Source organism: Actinophytocola sp. (assembly GCF_049647105.1).
In the GTDB taxonomy this organism is placed as follows: domain Bacteria; phylum Actinomycetota; class Actinomycetes; order Mycobacteriales; family Pseudonocardiaceae; genus Actinophytocola.
In genome coordinates, this window is the sequence record NZ_JBARWZ010000096.1 from 36,432 (window position 1) to 54,595 (window position 18,164).

13 protein-coding genes are annotated in these 18,164 nt (G+C 70.0%); 11 read left to right on the top strand and 2 right to left on the bottom strand.

The annotated features are described in order from the left end of the window. Positions 1–21: 21 nt before the first annotated feature. Entirely contained in the window at positions 22–1,038 is a 1,017-nt protein-coding gene (locus tag WBA97_RS11740; RefSeq protein ID WP_424230785.1) for a YhjD/YihY/BrkB family envelope integrity protein, read from the top strand. 50 nt (positions 1,039–1,088) lie between these two features. Here WBA97_RS11740 and WBA97_RS11745 read toward each other — a convergent pair whose 3' ends face one another. Then, positions 1,089–2,135, bottom strand: a complete 1,047-nt coding sequence (locus WBA97_RS11745) for a D-alanyl-D-alanine carboxypeptidase family protein (RefSeq protein WP_424230786.1) — start codon at positions 2,133–2,135, stop codon at positions 1,089–1,091. 383 nt (positions 2,136–2,518) lie between these two features. After that, positions 2,519–2,704, bottom strand: coding sequence for a YegP family protein (locus WBA97_RS11750; RefSeq protein WP_424230787.1), 186 nt, complete (start codon positions 2,702–2,704; stop codon positions 2,519–2,521). 202 nt (positions 2,705–2,906) lie between these two features. Between WBA97_RS11750 and WBA97_RS11755 the strand changes: the two genes are divergently transcribed. From WBA97_RS11755 to WBA97_RS11800, 10 genes are all read left to right on the top strand, one after another. Next, positions 2,907–4,022 (top strand): ROK family transcriptional regulator, encoded by a 1,116-nt coding sequence (locus WBA97_RS11755; protein WP_424230796.1) that lies wholly within the window; start codon positions 2,907–2,909, stop codon positions 4,020–4,022. A gap of 322 nt (positions 4,023–4,344) precedes the next feature. After that, a complete protein-coding gene (locus tag WBA97_RS11760) occupies positions 4,345–5,577 on the top strand; it encodes an ROK family protein (protein WP_424230788.1) in 1,233 nt (410 codons plus the stop codon). Further along, the gene (locus WBA97_RS11765; RefSeq protein ID WP_424230789.1) at positions 5,574–7,094 is read left to right on the top strand and encodes a sugar ABC transporter ATP-binding protein; all 1,521 of its coding nucleotides are present in this window, start codon (positions 5,574–5,576) and stop codon (positions 7,092–7,094) included. Before WBA97_RS11760 ends, WBA97_RS11765 begins: the two co-directional genes overlap by 4 nt. A gap of 95 nt (positions 7,095–7,189) precedes the next feature. Beyond that, positions 7,190–8,128, top strand: coding sequence for an ABC transporter permease (locus WBA97_RS11770; RefSeq protein WP_424230797.1), 939 nt, complete (start codon positions 7,190–7,192; stop codon positions 8,126–8,128). A 53-nt stretch (positions 8,129–8,181) separates the two neighbouring features. Then, a complete protein-coding gene (locus WBA97_RS11775; RefSeq protein WP_424230790.1) occupies positions 8,182–9,234 on the top strand; it encodes a substrate-binding domain-containing protein in 1,053 nt (350 codons plus the stop codon). A 60-nt stretch (positions 9,235–9,294) separates the two neighbouring features. Beyond that, a complete protein-coding gene (locus WBA97_RS11780; protein WP_424230791.1) occupies positions 9,295–10,449 on the top strand; it encodes a Gfo/Idh/MocA family protein in 1,155 nt (384 codons plus the stop codon). Positions 10,450–10,570: 121 nt separating this feature from the next. Further along, positions 10,571–11,731: a xylose isomerase gene (gene xylA, locus WBA97_RS11785; protein WP_424230792.1), complete on the top strand. Its 1,161-nt coding sequence runs from the start codon at positions 10,571–10,573 to the stop codon at positions 11,729–11,731. A 163-nt stretch (positions 11,732–11,894) separates the two neighbouring features. Further along, complete coding sequence (locus WBA97_RS11790; RefSeq protein ID WP_424230793.1) at positions 11,895–16,451, top strand: ThuA domain-containing protein; 4,557 nt, start codon at positions 11,895–11,897, stop codon at positions 16,449–16,451. Between the two features lie 90 nt (positions 16,452–16,541). Further along, complete coding sequence (locus WBA97_RS11795; protein ID WP_424230794.1) at positions 16,542–17,843, top strand: inositol-3-phosphate synthase; 1,302 nt, start codon at positions 16,542–16,544, stop codon at positions 17,841–17,843. Next, positions 17,840–18,164 (top strand): UbiA family prenyltransferase (locus tag WBA97_RS11800; RefSeq protein WP_424230795.1); only part of this gene is annotated, 325 nt, incomplete at its 3' end. The genes WBA97_RS11795 and WBA97_RS11800, both read left to right, overlap by 4 nt.

Consider the following 18,164-nt stretch of genomic DNA (forward strand, 5'->3'; position numbering starts at 1 on the left):
CGTGAAGGCTAGCGTTTGTCTGTGGCGGACAAAGAATCCTTCCTGGCCCGGCAGCGCGCGAAACGACGGTGGCTCGACCATCTGGTGCGGTCAGGCAAGTCGTACACCGAGCGTTACGGCGACCACTACGCCGCCGCGATCACCTACTTCAGCGTGCTGTCGCTGATCCCGCTGCTGATGATCGCGTTCGCCGCCGCCGGGTTCGTACTGGACGGCAACGAAGCGCTGCTGAAGCAGATGAGGACCGACATCACGGAAGCGGTGCCGTCCGGACTCGGCGTGGCGATCAACGAGGTGATCAGCCAGGCGATCGAGTCCCGGGGCGCCGTTGGCATCTTCGGTCTGCTCGCCGCGCTGTACGCGGGGCTCGGCTGGATGTCGAACCTGCGGGACGCGCTCACCGCCCAGTGGGGCCAGGAGTACAAGCAGCGGCCGTTCCTGTCCACGACCGCCAAGGACCTGCTCTCGCTGTTCGGCCTCGGCCTTGCGCTGGCCATCTCGTTCGGACTGTCCGCCGCGGGTACCGGACTCGGCTCGTGGCTACTGGACCTGATGGGCCTCGACGACGACGCGTGGGCGCTGTTCCTGTTGGGAGGGGCCACGATCGCGCTGGCGCTGGCCGCCAACTGGGTCGTGTTCCTGTGGGTGCTGTCCCGCCTGCCACGCGAACGGGTGGGCGCCCGGTCCGCGATGAGGGGCGCCATCGCCGCGGCGATCGGGTTCGAGGTGCTGAAGCAGGTCTTCACCTTCTACCTGACGATCGTCACGGAGTCGCCGTCCGGCAAGGTGTTCGGCTCGACCCTCGGCCTCCTGTTGTTCGCGAACTTCGTGTCCCGCTTCCTGCTGTTCATCACGGCCTGGACGGCGACGGCGCGGGAGAACATCGTCAGGGAGCCGCCACCGCCGCCCGCGCCCGCGGTGATCAGCCCACGCGTGGTTGTCAGCAAAGGACCGAACACGGCCGGCGCGGTGGGCCTGTTCGGCGCGGGCGCGGTGCTCGGCCTGTTGCTGCGCAGGAAGAAGCGCCCGGTGGAGTAGACGGCGTGTCTCGAAGGCGACGCGGAACGCCAGGCCAGTCGCCGCGCGGGTCAGCCGTGGCTTGCGGCGCGGGCGGCGCGGGCCCGGCGGCGGCGTAGCCACATGGCCAGCGTGGCCAGGATCGCGATGCCCGCGAGGATCACCAGCGGCAGGCCCACGTTGCCGAACGCGGAGCGCTCCGATTCCGACTCGTTCGACGAGGACGCCGTGTCGTCTTCGCCTGCCGACTCGCTGGCCTCGCTCTGCTTGTTCGGGTTCGGCTTGGGCTGGGCCTCCGGCGACTTGGTCACCAGCTCGCCGACCGGCTTCGTGTCCTGCGCCGCCAGGCTGAAGCCGTAGTCCAGCAGCGACGCGCCCTGGACCGCGAGCGGGTCCGTTTCGCGTTCGCCGCGCAGCAGGACCACCACCAGGCGACGGCCGTCGCGTTCCGCGGCGCCGACGTAGGTGTGGCGTGAGTCGTCCGTGAAGCCGGTCTTGCCACCCAGGAAACCGTCGTAGGTCCCCAGCAGGCGGTTGTCGTTGTTGACCTGGAAGCCGGGCTTGCCCGCGTAGCCGGGGAAGTCGATCTTCCTGGTCTTCACCGCCTCCTCGAACTCCTCGTGCGCCATCGCGGCGCGGAAGATCAGGCTCTGGTCGTACGCCGACGTCGTCATGCCGGGGCCGTCGAGGCCGGAGGGGGTCGCCGCGCGGGTGTCCAGCGCGCCGAGCTCGCCTGCCAGCGAGTTCATCTTCTCGAGCGCGGCCTCGGTGCCGCCGAGGGTCCTGGCCAGCGCGTGCGCCGCGTCGTTGCCGGAGCGCATCACCAGCGCGTGCAGCAGCTGGTCGACCGTGTACCTGCCGCCGGGGCCGATGCCGACCCTGGTGCCCTCCTGGTTCGCGTCCTCCTGCGTGCCCTCGACGACCGTCTCGGGACGCAGTTCGCGGATCACCGCGATGGCGAGCAGCACCTTGATCAGCGACGCCGGGCGTTCACGGGCGTGCGGGTCCTTCGCGGCGAGCACGGCGCCGGAGTCGAGGTCGGAGACGATCCACGTGGCCGAGGTGACGGGTGGCGGGGCCGCACCGCCCTCGGGCTGCACGAGGCCACACTCACCCATGCGGGTTCCCCCGACCGGGTCCTCCGGTACGGGGAGTGGCTCCGGGCTGGGTTGGCCGGGCTGCGGCTCCTCCGACGTGTCGATCGGCGGCGGCGGGAGCTGGCGGTTCTGGCATGCGCCCTGCGAGGGATCGGTATCCCCGGCGGTCGGCTGTGCCTGGCGTGCTGAGCGTGCGGCAACGGCGCCCGGAGCGGCGACAATTGCGGAGATGACCAGGGCACACAACGACAGGACGAGTGCCGGAACGAACCTGGTGGCTGCAAGGCGCACGATGGCAGCCTAGGGCGTCATTGTCGTGTTGCGACGCCGACCCTCTAGGAAGCCCGGAAAGTGGGCTTTGCTAGCCAGCGGCTCACAAAGCCCCTTCCGGGTGAAATTCCGGGTCAGGCGGTGGTCTTGTCGTCGATCTCCGCTTCGGCGGCGGCTCGCTTGACCGCGTCGACGCCGTTGATGACGCCCGACTTGGTCGTGTAGCTCTCGCCGGTGGCGACGACCTCGCCGTTGCCGGCCTTCAGACGGAACCGGAACTCGTTCTTCGCGTCTGTGTAGATCTCGAACTTCGCGGCCATGAGGTGCTCCAAGTACGTCCGACGTGTGGGTCGCCGCGGCCACGGTGGGGATCATGGGGACGCGGGCGCCGCAGTTTACGTCCGCTGACTACCCGGTGGGGGCTAGATTAGGCATGTGAACGCGCCGAGCCCCGGACAGCAGGCGAGGGTGTCCTCCAGGCAGCAGTCGAGGCTGCTCGCGCTCCTCCGCGACGAGGGCCCGATGTCGCGGGTGGCGCTGGGTGAGCGGCTCGACCTGCCCCGGGCGAAGCTGACCGGCGAACTGACCAGGCTGGTCGACACGGGTCTCGTCGAGATCGGTGGGCCCGCCGCGAGCCGGGGTGGTCGCCGGTCGACGCTCGTGCACCTGGCCGACGACCTCCGTTTCGTCGCGGCCGACGTCGGTGCGACGTCGGTCAACGTTGCCGTGACCGACGGCCGTTGCGAGGTGCTCGCGAGCCAGAGCGAGGAGTGCGAGGTCCGCCTCGGGCCGACGCCGGTGCTCGGCCGCGTCGTCGACCTCGCGGAACGGGTGCTGGAGAAGGCGCCCGGCCGGTTGATGGGTGCCGGCATCGGCCTGCCGGGTCCGGTGAGCTTCCGTGACGGCATGCCGGTGGCGCCGCCGATCATGCCCGGCTGGGACCGCTACCCCGTGCGAGACGAGCTGGCGGGCAAGTGGGGCTGCCCGGTCACGGTGGACAACGACGTGAACGTCATGGCGCTGGGTGAGCGGCACGCCGGGGTGGCACGGTCGCTCGACGACCTCATCTTCGTGAAGGTCGGCACCGGTATCGGCTGCGGGATCGTGCTCGGCGGCAAGGTGTACCGGGGCGTGGCGGGCACGGCGGGCGACATCGGGCACATCCGGCTCGACGACTACGGGCCCGCGTGCGCGTGTGGTGAGGTCGGCTGCCTTGAGGCGTACTTCGGTGGCGCGGCGCTGGCCCGTGACGCGCTGACGCTGGCGCGGTCCGGCCGGTCGACGATGCTCGCGGAGAAGCTGAACGAGCACGGCAGGCTCAACGCGATGGACGTCGGCGAGGCGGCGGTGGCGGGCGACTTCGCGGCGGCGAACCTGGTCCGCGAGGGCGGGCGGCGGCTCGGGCACGTGGTCGCGTCGCTGGTGAGCTTCCTGAACCCGGGGATGGTCGTGATCGGCGGCGGCGTTTCGCGGCTCGGCCACCCGCTGCTGGCCGAGGTCCGCAGCTCGGTGTACCGGCGGTCGCTGCCGCTGGCGACGGGGAACCTGCCGATCGTGCTGTCGGAACTTGGCGACCTGGCAGGCGTGACCGGCGCCGCGTGGTCGGCAACCGACCGCGCCTTCGCCCCGATGAACTGACCCTCGACCCCGCCACCCGCGGGGTGAGGTCGGCTTCGCCGCTGGGCCTCGCCTTTCAGCACCGCGTCTGTCCTCCACTCCTGACCGGGCCGGGCGCTGCGCGCCCGGCCCGCGCGGCGGGCCGTCAGCGGAACCAACCACTCGTGCATCTGCGTGGCCCTACTTCCAACCGGTTCGACCCGACTTTTGCCTAGACTGCGCGAAAGATCGATCGGGATGTTAGGCCAAATGGGGTATTGCGAGATCCAAGACCCCTGGGACACCCTTCATTGTGAGTTAGAGCACCGGTCTTCGATCGGGCACTCAACGAAGTGGAGCACCGGTGGGCCAGAGTCGCCCAGCAGATCAGGCTGGTCTGCGCCGAGGGAACCTCGCGCTGCTCGTGCGTACCCTCCGCGAGCACGGTGCGTTGTCCCGTGCGCAGCTGGCCGTGCGGTCGGGGCTGTCCAAGGCAACCGTCTCGAGCCTCGTCACCGACCTCGACGCGCGCGGCCTCGTCCACGACGCCGGGGTGTCCGCCGGCGGGCAGGGCAGGCCGGGTCAGCTCGTCGACCTGCGGCCCGACAGTGTGTGCGGCGTCGGGCTCGACGTGCACGTTGGTCACGTCGGCGCGTTCGTCACCGATCTCGGTGGGCAGGTCCTGTTCCAGCGGCGCGTCGTGTGTGACGTGCCGGGCATGGGGCCGGAGCGGGCACTCGACCAGGTCGCGCAGCTCGCCGCCGAGGCCATGGCCGGGCTCGAGAACGCCGTCGGTGTCACCGTCTCGGTGCCGGGGCTGGTCGACACCGCCGCGGGCATCGTCACCTTCTCGCCACGGCTGCGCTGGCGGGACGTCGCCGTCGCAGACGGGCTCGCCGCGCGCACCGGGCTGGCGCTGGACCGGATCGTCGTCGACAACGACGCGAACCTCGCCGCGCTCGCCGAGCTGGCCGAGATGGACGTCGCGGACCTCGTCTACCTGACCGGCGACTTCGGCATCGGCGGCGGGGTGATCGCGGGCGGGCGCCTCGTGCGCGGCTCGATCGGGTTCGCGGGCGAGATCGGGCACATGGCCATGGACCCGCTCGGTCCCTACTGTTCCTGCGGCCGTCGCGGGTGCTGGGAGACGCAGGTCGGGCTCGGGGCGCTGCTGCACGCGTGCGCCGACCCCGACGACCCGATCCGCGACCCCGCGCTCGACCTCGACCAGCGGATGCGCATGGTCCGTGCCCGCGCCGAGCAGCAGGACCGGCGCACGCTCGACGCGCTCCACCAGATCGGCACGGCGCTCGGGCTCGGCGTCTCCTTTCTGGTGAACCTGCTCAACCCGGCCGTTGTGGTGCTCGGCGGGTACTTCGCCGCGCTGCCAGAGTGGCTCGTCGAGCCGATCCGCAACCAGGTCGTCGCCAACGTGCTCGCGCCAGGCGCGGGCGGCGCCAGGGTCGTCGGCTCGCGGCTCGGCTTCACCGCGGCCACCACCGGCGGCGCGCTGGCCTCGCTGCGCCGGGTGCTCGAGGACCCGACGGTCGTGCCCGTCATCCAGACCGAGGAAGAACCCGAGGAGGCGCCGGCATGAGTGATCCTGGCGAGGTGTTGCTGACGATGTCCGGCATCGTCAAGACCTTTCCCGGCGTGCGTGCTCTCGACGGGGTGGACCTCGAGGTCCGCGCCGGTGAGGTGCACTGCCTGCTCGGGCAGAACGGTGCGGGCAAGTCGACGCTGATCAAGGTGCTGGCGGGGGCGCACCAGCCGGACGAGGGCCTCATCACCTGGCGTGGCGAGCCCGCCACGCTCGGCTCGCCGGTCGCCGCGCTCAAGCTCGGCGTCGCGACCATGTACCAGGAGCTGGACCTCGTCGAGGGCCTCTCGGTGGCGGAGAACATCTTCCTCGGCCACGAGCCCGCCACGTTCGGCTTCAGCAACCGCCGCGCGGCCCGCAACAAGGCGCGCGAGCTGATGACCCGCCTCGGCCACCCGGAGATCCCGGCGAACCGCGAGGTCGGCCTGCTGTCCTCGGCCGGGCAGCAACTGGTGTCGATGGCGCGGGCACTCGTGCACGACGCGCGGCTGATCGTGATGGACGAGCCGACCGCGGCACTCGCGGCCGACGAGGTCGACAACCTGTTCCGGGTGGTCGAGGACCTCACCGACGACGGCGTCGCGGTCGTCTACATCTCCCACCGCCTCGACGAGATCCGCCGCATCGGTGACCGGGTCACCGTGCTCAAGGACGGACGCACGGTCGGGGCGAACCTGCCCGCGGACACCCCGACCTCCGAGCTCGTGAACCTGATGTCCGGCCGCATGGTCGAGACGGTGTTCCCGCGCCGCGAGGTGAGCACCGTGGACGAAGACAACGAGGTGCTGCGGGTCGAGCACCTCACCCGGGGCAGCGAGTTCGCCGACGTCAGCTTCACCGTGCGGGCCGGTGAGATCGTGGGCATCGCCGGGCTGGTCGGCGCCGGGCGCAGCGAGGTGCTCGAAACCGTCTACGGGGCGCGCAAATCCGACTCCGGCGCGGTGTGGGTGAACGGGAAGCGCCTGCGGCCGGGCAGTGTCACCGCCGCGGTCGCGGCCGGGATCGGGCTCGCGCCGGAGGAGCGCAAGAGCCAGGGCCTGCTCCTGGACCAGTCGGTGGCGAACAACGTGACGCTGGCGAGCCTGCCCGCGTACAGCAGGGCCGGGTTCACCGACCGCCGCAAGGAACTGCGTGACTCCCGCGCCACGCTGGAGCGGCTTGACCTGCGCCCGGCCGACCCGCGCCGCGACGTCCGCACGCTGTCGGGCGGCAACCAGCAGAAGGCGGTGGTCGCGCGCTGGCTGGTGCGGGACACGAAGGTGCTGCTGCTGGACGAGCCGACCCGCGGTGTGGACGTCGGCGCCAGAGCCGAGCTGTACCGGCTGATCAACGAGCTCGCCGCGACCGGTGTCGCGGTGGTGCTGGTCTCCAGCGAGGTGCCGGAGGTGCTCGGGCTGTCCGACCGCGTGCTCGTCATGAGGGAGGGCCGGATGCTCACGGAGGCACCGGCCGGTGAGCTGACGGAGGCAGCCATTTTGGACATGGTGATGGAAGGTAGCGAGGTCATGACATGAGCGGCGTGAGTGAACAGACTCCGTCCACTGTGGAGGAGCCGGAGCCGGTCCAGACCGGGCCGACCAAGGGTGTGCGCACGCCGAGCGGGCTGCGCATGGACATCCGGCTGATGATCCTCATCGGCGTGCTCGCCGCGCTGTGCGCGGTCGGCTACATCCTCAGCCCGGAGACGTTCCTCGGCGAGAGCAACATCTCCATCATGCTGCGGCTCGCCGCCGCGATCGGCGTGGTGAGCGTCGGCATGACGTTCGTGATCATCTCGGGCGGCATCGACCTTTCGGTCGGCTCGATGGTGGCGCTCGCGAGCGTGTGGATGACGACGCTGGCCACGCAGGAGTACGGCCCGTTCGTGATGGTGATCTGCGCGCTGGTCGTCGGCCTCGGCGCCGGTCTGATCAACGGTGTGCTGATCGCTTACGGCAAGATCGTGCCGTTCATCGCGACGCTCGCCATGTACGCGTCCGCGCGCGGTCTGGCCGAGCGCCTGTCCGGGCGGCAGACCCAGACCGTGTCCGAGCAGGCCTACCTGGACTTCTTCCGCGGCGACTTCCTCGGCATCCCGGCGCTGATCTGGATGCTCGCCATCGTGTACGCGGTCGGCTGGGTGCTGCTGAACCGCACCACGTTCGGGCGCCGCACGTTCGCCGTCGGCGGCAACGCGGAGGCCGCGCGCCTGGCGGGCATCAACGTCAAGCTGCACACCGCGTTGGTCTACGGCATCGCCGGCCTGTGCTGCGGCATCGCCGCGGTCATGGTCGTCGCCCGCACCACATCGGGTTCCTCGACCAACGGCATGTTCTACGAGCTGGACGCCATCGCGGCGGTCGTCATCGGCGGCACGCTGCTCTCCGGTGGGCGCGGCACCCTGATCGGCACCCTCATCGGCGGGCTGATCTTCACCGTGGTGAACAGCATCTTCACCCAGAACAACCTCGACACCGCCACACAGAACATCGCGAAAGGCGTGATCATCGTGGCCGCCGTGCTGTTGCAGACCGCAAGCGCACGTACCCGCAAGACCGCGAAAACCTGAAGACCTGCAACGAAAACCCGACACCCACAGACCACCAGTACAAGGGAGTACCCATGACCATGGACCCGTCCCTGGCCCGCCGCCGGTTCCTCTTCGGCGCAGGCGCACTCGGCGCGAGCGCCGTGCTCGTCGGCTGCACCTCCAACGAGTCCGGCGCGGACCAGCCACAGCAGGTCGCGCAGGGCGGTGGTGACAACGCCGCGAAGGGCAAGCAGGTCATCATCGGCTTCTCCGCGCCCGCCGCGGACCACGGCTGGATCGCGGCCATCACCAAGAACGCGCAGGCGCAGGCCGAGGCGTTCGAGGACGTCACGTTCAAGGCCACCGAGGGCACGAACGACGTCAACCAGCAGATCGCACAGGTCGAGACGCTGCTCAACGACAAGGTCGACGTGCTCGTGATCCTGCCGTTCGACGGCAAGGCACTCACCGCGACCGGCCAGGAGGCCATGGACGCGGGCATCCCGGTGATCAACCTGGACCGCATCTTCGACACGCCGCTCGCCTACCGCACCTGGATCGGCGGCGACAACTACCGCATGGGTGTCAACGCGGGCAACTACATCGCCGAGCAGATGAAGGCGAAGGGCGTCACGAACCCGATCATCGGCGAGGTGGCGGGCATCGACTCGCTGCCGCTGACCCAGGAACGCAGCAAGGGCTTCAAGGACGCGCTCGCCAAGGCCGGTCTCAAGGTCGGGCCCCGGGTCGCGGCCGAGTTCACGGTGGAGACCGGTCAGAAGCAGACCGCGAACCTGCTGCAGGGCGCGCCGAAGCTCGACGCGCTGTGGAACCACGACGACGACCAGGGGGTCGGCGTGCTGGCGGCCATCCAGGAGGCCAACCGCACCGAGTTCATCATGGTCGGCGGCGCGGGTTCGAAGGCCGCGATGGACCACATCAAGGCCGACGACTCCGTCCTGAAGGCGACCGTCCTCTACAGCCCGTCGATGGCGTCGTCCGCCGTCTCGCTGGCCCGCCTGCTCGGCCAGGGCAAGGGCATGGGCGACCTCGCGGAGCACGAGATCCCCTCGTCGATCACGACCTACTCGGCCGTGGTCACGAAGGAGAACGTCGACGACTACTTGGACGTCGGCTTCTCCTGATCCCGGGGACCACGAAGCGGGTGTGACGGCGTTCTTCTTGTGACACAGACGGAGGGTGAGATGACAGAGGGCAGCGGGGGACGGATCGGGGTCGGCATGGTCGGCCACGCGTTCATGGGAGCGGTGCACTCCCATGCGTGGCGGACCGCGCACCGGTTCTTCGACCTGCCGGTGACACCGGAACTCGCCGTGCTCGGTGGGCGTGACCTCGCGCGCACCAAAGCCGCCGCGGCGAAGTTCGGGTGGGCCAGCGTGCAGACCGACTGGCGTGAGCTGGTCAGCTCGCCCGACGTGCAGATCGTGGATGTCTGCACGCCGGGCGACACGCACTGCGAGATCGCCATCGCGGCACTTGAGGCAGGCAAGCACGTCCTGTGCGAGAAGCCGCTCGCCAACACCGTCGCGGAGGCGGAGGCGATGACGGCCGCGGCGGAGGCCGCCAAGGAGCGGGGGGTTCGCTCCATGGTGGCCTTCAACTACCGCCGCGTGCCCGCCATCGCCTATGCCCGCAAGCTCATCGAGGCAGGCCGCCTCGGCGAGATCCGGCACGTCCGCGCCCTGTACCTGCAGGACTGGCTGTCCGACGAGAACGCGCCGATGACGTGGCGGCTGCGCAAGGAGACCGCGGGCTCCGGCGCGCTCGGCGACCTCGGCGCGCACATCGTCGACGCGACGCAGTACCTCGTGGGCGACCTGCTCACGGGTGTCTCCGCGATCACGAACACCTTCGTCACCAAACGGCCGGACGAGAGCGGCGAGCAGGTCGACGACGTCACCGTCGACGACGCCGCCGTGTTCCTTGGCCGTTTCGGGAACGGCGCGCTCGCCACCTACGAGGCCACCCGGTTCGCGCTCGGCCGCAAGAACGGCATGTCCGTCGAGATCAACGGCTCGCTCGGGTCGCTGCGGTTCGAGTTCGAGTCGATGAACGAGCTGTGGTTCTTCGACGGCGCGAACGGCGCGGAGGAGGCGGGCTTCCGCCGCATCCTGGTCACCGAGGACACGCACCCGTACGTCGGCGCCTGGTGGCCGCCGGGGCACCTCCTCGGCTACGAGCACACCTTCACCCACGAGGTCGTGGACTTCGTGCGCGCGATCCACACTGGGATCGACCCGGCACCGTCCTTCGCGGACGGGCTACAAGTGCAGCGGGTGCTCGGTGCTGTCGAGAGCAGCGCCGCGAACGGTTCGGCATGGACGGAGATCCAGGCATGAGATCAGGTGGAGCGACGGAGCGGGCGCCGTCTGGACTGAGGAGCGCGCGCAGACCCGAGGAACGAGGGCCGAGCACGCGACGAGGGAAGACGGCGCGTGAGCGAAGGAGCGAAGCGATCCGATGAACACTGATTTCACCCCACGACCTGAGCACAGGTTCAGCTTCGGGTTGTGGACGATCGGCTGGCAGGGGGTCGACCCGTTCGGGGTCGCGACCCGTGCCCCGATGGACCCCGCGTACGCGGTGGAGAAGCTGGCGGAGCTCGGCGCGTACGGCGTCACGTTCCACGACGACGACCTGATCCCGTTCGGCTCGTCGGAGTCCGACCGGGACTCGCGGATCGCGAGCTTCCGCAAGGCGCTCGACGCCACCGGCCTTATCGTGCCGATGGCGACGACCAACCTGTTCTCCCACCCGGTGTTCAAGGAGGGCGCGCTCACCGCGAACGACCGCGACATCCGCCGGTACGCGCTGAAGAAGATCCTGCGCAACCTGGACCTCGCGGCCGAACTGGGTGCGAAGACCTACGTGCTGTGGGGCGGCCGCGAAGGCGCCGAGTCCTCGGCGGCGAAGGACACCGGCGCCGCGCTCGACCGCTACAAGGAGTCGCTCGACATCCTGTGCGCGTACGTGCGGGAGCAGGGCTACGACATCCGGTTCGCGCTGGAGCCCAAGCCCAACGAGCCGCGTGGCGACATCTTCCTGCCGACGATCGGGCACGCGATCGCGTTCATCTCCGAGCTGGAGGAGCCGGACCGGGTCGGCCTCAACCCCGAGGTCGGGCACGAGCAGATGGCGGGCATGTCCGTCGTCCAGGGCTACGCGCAGGCGCTGTGGCACGGCAAGCTGTTCCACATCGACCTGAACGGCCAGAACGGTCCGCGTTTCGACCAGGACCTGCGGTTCGGCAACGGTGACGTGAAGTCCGCGTTCCTGCTGGTCGACCTGCTGGAGCGCGGTGGCTACGAGGGCCCGAGGCACTTCGACTTCAAGCCGGGCCGGATCGAGGACGAGTCCGGTGTGTGGGAGTCGGCCAGGGGCTGCATGCGCAACTACCTGATCTTCGCGGAGAAGGCGCGGGCGTTCCGCGCCGACCAGGAGGTCACCGACGCCCTGGCCGCGGCCAGGGTCGACCAGCTGTCGGTGCCGACCCTCGGTGCCGGCGAGAGCCTCGCGGACCTGCGCGCCGAGGAACTCGACATCGATGCGGCCGCCGCTCGCGGTGCGCACGTGGAGAAATTGGACCAACTCGCACTCGAGCACCTTTTCGGCACTCGTTGACGTCCGCATAGAAAAGCGGCGTCGCCCGACCGGCACGTCAGGCGACGCCGCATCACGGAAAGGAGTGACAACCCCTTCTCGCGGTCCCCATATCGGTGAGAACAAGGAGAAACTACCAGTGCGAGGGAACAGCAACAGTAATAATGCGGTTAAACCACCCGGGGTGAGGCGGGGACTACGCCGCGCATCGCGATTCACCGTGGCCGGCGTGGCATTGCTCACTACCATCGGCGGCGTCGCTTCGGCCGAACCCGTTGGCGCCCCTTCGGCCCAGCACGATACATCCGTCCTGGTGTTCTCGAAGACCGCCGGCTTCCGCCACGACTCCATTCCCGCGGGTATCGCCGCCATCCAGGCGCTCGGTGAGCAGAACGACTTCCACGTCGAGGCCACTGAGGACGCGGCCGCGTTCACCTCGGAAAACCTGTCGCGATTCGCCGCGGTCGTCTTCCTTTCCACGACCGGCGACGTGCTGAACGCCGAGCAGCAGACCGCGTTCGAGAGCTATGTCGACGGTGGCGGCGGGTATGCGGGCGTGCACGCCGCGTCGGACACGGAGTACGACTGGCCCTGGTACGGCGACCTCGTGGGCGCGTACTTCAAATCGCATCCGCAAATTCAACAGGCCACCGTGGACGTCACCGCGCGGGACCACCCGTCGACCGCGCCGCTGCCGGACCAGTGGACCCGCACCGACGAGTGGTACAACTACCGGTCCAACCCGCGTGCGAGCGTGAAGGTGCTGGCCACGCTGGACGAGTCCAGCTACGACCCTGGCGGCGACGCCATGGGTGACCACCCGATCATGTGGTGTCACGCGCAGGAGTCGGGCCGGTCCTGGTACACGGGCCTCGGCCACACGCAGGAGTCCTACGCCGAGCCCGAGTTCCTGGCCTCGCTGGCCGGTGGGATCAGGTACGCGGCGGGCCTGGAGGCCGCCGACTGCGCACCCGGCGGCGGTCCGGCCGAACCGCCGGTCGACGCCGACTTCGACCAGATCACCCTCGCGAAGGGTGAGCCGAGCACCGGTGAGCCGATCGCGCTCGCCGTACTGCCGGACCGCAAGGTGATCCACACCTCCCGCGACGGTCGCGTGTGGCTGACCACCCCGGAGGCCACGACCACGCTCGCGGGCCGGCTCCCCGTCTACAACCACGACGAGGACGGCCTGCAGGGCGTCGCGATCGACCCGGGCTTCGCCACGAACCGCTGGGTGTACCTGTACTACGCGCCGCCGCTCGACACCCCCGCCGGTGACGCACCGGAGAACGGGGCCGCTGCGGACTTCGAGCCGTTCAAGGGCCACAACCAGCTGTCCCGCTTCGAGCTTAGTGAACAAGGCTCGCTCGACCTCGCGAGCGAGCAGCAGATCCTGCGGATCCCGGCCGACCGCGGCCTGTGCTGCCACGCCGGTGGCGAGATCGACTTCGACGGTCATGGCAACCTGCTGCTGTCCACCGGTGACGACACCAACCCGTTCGCCTCCGACGGCTACAGCCCGATCGACGAGCGCCCGACCCGCAACCCGGCGTTCGACGCCCGCCGGTCGTCGGCCAACACCAACGACCTGCGCGGCAAGATCGTCCGGATCACCGTGGCCGACGATGGGTCCTACACGGTCCCCGACGGCAACCTGTTCGCCCCCGGCACCGAGAAGACCAGGCCCGAGATCTACGCCATGGGCTTCCGCAACCCGTTTCGGTTCGCCGTGGACAAGGCGACCGGCTGGATCTACCTCGGTGACTACGGCCCGGACGCCGGCGCGGCCGACCCGGCACGCGGCCCGGGGGGCACCGTCGAGTTCAACCTGATCAAGGAGCCGGGCAACTACGGCTGGCCGCTCTGCGTCGGGGACAACCAGCCGTTCATCGACTACGACTTCGAGACCGGCACCTCCGGCGCGGCGTTCGACTGCGCGGCACCGAAGAACGAGAGCCCGCACAACACGGGTCTCGTGGACCTGCCGCCGGTGCGGCCCGCGTGGATCCCGTACGACGGCGGTTCCGTGCCCGAGTTCGGCACCGGTGGCGAGTCGCCGATGGGCGGCCCGGTCTACCACTACGACGCGGACCTGGAAACGGTCACGAAGTTCCCCGAGTTCTACGACGGCAAGAACTTCGCCTACGAGTGGGACCGAGGCTGGATCAAGACGATCGAGGTCGGCGCGGACGGCGAGCGCGGCGCGATCGAGCCGTTCTTCGACTCGATGACGCTGACCAGGCCGATGAACCTCGAGTTCGGCCCGGACGGTTCGCTGTACGTGCTGGACTACGGCAGCGGCTACTTCGGCGGCTCCGAGGACTCTGCGGTCTACCGGATCGACTACACCAAGGGCAACCGGACCCCGGCCGTGCGGCTGGCGGCGGACAAGACGTCCGGCCCGGCGCCGCTGACCGTCCGGTTCGACCCGGCGGGCACGTCCGACCCGGACGGCGGTGAGCTGACCTACGCGTGGGACTTCGACGGGGACGGCACGACGGACTCCACCGAGGAGACCCCGGTCTCGCACACCTACGAGACCCCCGGCCAGTACACCGCGCACCTGTCGGTGACCGACGAGACCGGGCTGACCGGCGCCGCGAGCGTCGTGATCACGGCGGGCAACACCCAGCCGGCCGTGACGCTCGACCTGCCGGTGAACGGCGGCTTCTTCGGCTACGGCGACACCGTGCCGTTCAAGGTCACCGTCAGCGACCAGGAGGACGGCACGATCGACTGCTCGAAGGTGACCGTGGAGTACATCCTCGGCCACGACAACCACGGGCACCCGCTCTCGCGTGCCACGGGTTGTGATGGCGAGATCGTGACACCGGCCGACGAGGGCCACGGCCTGGACGCCAACGTGTTCGGTGTGCTCAACGCGAGCTACACCGACGCGGGCTCCGGCACCGTCCCGCCGCTGACCGGCTCGGACGAGATCGTGCTGCAGCCCAAGCTGAAGCAGGCCGAGTTCTTCACCGAGCACAACGGTGTCCAGATCGTCAACGCCGATGGTGCGAGCGGCGGCAAGCGCGTCGGCTACATCGACGCAGGCGACTGGATCAAGTTCGACCCGATCAACCTGACCGGGGTCGACGCGATCGGCTACCGGGTGTCCTCCGGCGGCACCGGCGGCACGATCACCGTGCGCAAGAACGCGGTGGACGGCCCGGTGGTGCAGACGGTGGACGTGGCAAGCACGGGTGGCTGGGACACCTACGTGGACATCCCGCCCGCGCCGATCACCGACCCGGGCGGCACCGGCTCGCTGTACCTGGTGTTCTCCGGCGGCTTCGACGTGGACAACATCCAGGTGCGGGGCGACGGCGTCGCGGGTGGTCCGACCGGTCCGCAGGAGTGCACGCCGTTCACGCCGGACGAGGGCTACCGCGCCATCTACGACGGCACGGCCGCGAGCCTGGACGGCTGGAAGATGTCCGGGCCGGGCGAGTTCGTCCAGCAGGAGGACTGCACGATCCTCTCCACGGGCGGCATGGGCCTGCTCTCCTTCAACGAGGAGTTGGGCGCCTACAGCCTGAAGCTGGACTGGAAGATGGGCGGGGACGACAACTCCGGTGTCTTCGTCGGCTACCCGGACCCGGGCGACGACCCGTGGGTGGCGGTCAACCAGGGCTACGAGATCCAGATCGACGCCACGGACGCGGAGGACCGGACCACCGGCTCGGTCTACACGTTCCAGGCCGCGGACATCGCGGCCAGGGACGCGGCGCTCAACCCGCCGGGTGAGTGGAACGCCTACGAGCTGGTCGTGGTGGGGCAGACCATCAAGGTCCACCTCAACGGGATGCTGATCAACGACTTCACCAGCACCGACCCGGCCCGCGACCTCACACAGGGGTTCGTCGGCATCCAGAACCACGGCAACGGCGACGACGTCTGGTTCCGCAACGTCCAGGTCAAGGAGATCGTGGACGAGACCGCACCGGTCACGACCGCGACCTTCGCCCCGCCCGCGTCGACCGGCTGGCACCCGGGCACCGTCCCGGTGTCGCTGGCCGCGGCGGACGATGGCCAGGGCGTCGCCTTCGTCGAGTACAAGCTCGACGGTGGCGAGTGGACCCGCTACACCGACACGGTCACCGTGACCGGCGACGGCGAGCACACGCTGCTCTACCACGCGGTCGACCGGGCAGGGAACTCCGAGGCCGAGAAGGCGGCGACCATCAGGATCGACGGCACCCGGCCGACGCTCATGGTGGCGGGCGTGGCCGACGGGCACATCTACGGCGACGCCGCCGACGTGGTGCTGTCGTGGCACGCGGAGGACGCCACGTCCGGGGTCGCCTCGGTGACCGGTGCGCTGGACGGGGAGACGGTCACGTCGGGCCGTGTGTTCGCGCTGTACCAACTGCCGCTCGGCACGCACGGGTTCACCGTGGCGGCGACCGACACCGCGGGGAACGTGACGTCGCAGTCGCTGACGTTCGCGACGACCACGTCCACGCGGGACATCGGGCAGCTGCTGACGCGCTTCCGCGCGACCGGCCGGCTGTCGCTGTCGGCGTACCAGCAACTGTCCGGCCTGCTCACCAAGGTCCGCAAGGCCGAGGCGAGCGGGAACGACGCTAGGGCGGCGCGTTTCCTCGGCACGTTCGTGCGGCTGGCCATCGACGAGACGCTCGTCGGTGATCAGGACGTGCGCTCGGTTCTGGAACGCGACGCCGAGGCGGTCATCGACGATATCGAAGGGGTAGCGGTGCTGCCTCGGGCCGCTCGATGACCGGGTGAGGCAGCCGGTGGACCGGCGGCGCGGCTCGGCGCCGCCGGTTCGGTCGGAGTCACGCTTTTCGTTCGAGGAAGGAATCGCGGGATGGCGGGAACGGGTTTATGGCTGGTCGGGGCGCGCGGCTCCGTGGCCACGACGGCCGTGGTGGGACTGCTCGCGTTGCGGGCCAGGCTCGTCGAGCCGGTCGGCTGCGTGACGGAACGCCCCGAGTTCACGGGGGTGCCCCTGCCCGCGTGGGAGGACATCGTCGTCGGCGGCCACGACGTCGTCCACACACCGCTCGAGAAGCGGGCTGAGCAACTGGCCGACGCGGGCCTGATCCCGCACCGCGTCCTGGCCGCCACGGCGACCGGACTGCGCTCGGTCGACGCCCGCATCCGCGACGGCTACCACCCGGCGACCCACACGGGTGCGCAGGAGGACGCCGTCGCCAGGCTGGTCGAGGACATCACCGCGTTCCGCAGCACCCACGGGCTGGACCGGGTGGTCGTGGTGAACGTGTCGTCGACCGAGCCGCCGGTGCCGGCCCTGCCGGAACACTCGGACCTCTCGCTGCTGGAAGCCGCGCTGGCGGACCCCGCACGGGCCGTGCTGCCGCCCAGTTCGCTGATGGCCTACGTCGCGTTGCGGGCCGGCTGCGGCTTCGTGGACTTCACCCCGTCGCCGGGCATGCGGCTGCCGGTGCTGCACGACATGGCCATGTCGCTGCGCCTGCCGTACGCGGGCTCGGACGGCAAGACCGGCGAGACGCTGCTGCGGACCGTCCTCGCGCCGATGTTCACCGCACGTGCGCTGCGGGTCCGCTCGTGGGCGGGCACGAACCTGCTCGGCGGCGGCGACGGCGCCAACCTGGCCGACCCGGTGCAGGCGGCCGGAAAGCTGGAGTCGAAGGCACGCGGCCTCGCCGCGCTACTCGGCGAGGGCGTGACCGCGCCGCTGCACATCGACAACGTGCCCGACATGGGCGAGCAGAAGACGGCATGGGACCACGTGTCGTTCGAGGGTTTCCTCGGCGCGCGGATGAACCTGCAGTTCACGTGGACCGGCCTCGACTCGTCGCTGGCCGCGCCGCTGGTCCTGGACCTGGCCCGCCTGACGGCGGCCGCGCACGCGGACGGGCAGTCGGGCCCGCTGGCGGCGCTGGCGTTCTTCTTCAAGGACCCCGTGGCCACCGACGAGCACCGCCTCGCACAGCAGACGGACCTGCTCACGACATGGGCCAAGGGACTTGTCCACAGCGAGGCGAGCTATCCACAACCGACCGGTAACAACCCGCCAACGTCACCCCCAGCCGATACGCTGGCAAGGCGGGACGCCCCCGGGACAGGGTGGGGGCTGGGTACCGGCGGCGACGATGATCAACTGGGTGCTGGGGCGTCGTCGTGAAGGCGTATCTGCAGCTTGTGCGGGCGCCCGCCGCGTTGACCGTCATCGGTGACACCGTCGCCGGGGCCGCCGCCGCCGGTAGGCCGTTGCGCGGGCGGCGTTTGCTTCTTCCGCTTTCCTCGGCATCCTTCTACTGGGCCGGGATGGCGCTCAACGACTGGGCCGATCGCGAGCTCGACGCCGTCGAGCGCCCCGAGCGGCCCATCCCGTCGGGACGCGTCAGTCCCGACCAAGCACTCGCGGTCGCCGGCGGGCTCACCGCCGCGGGCCGGGGCCTGGCCCGCGCCGCCGGCGGCCGCGACACCCTCAAGATCGCCGTGC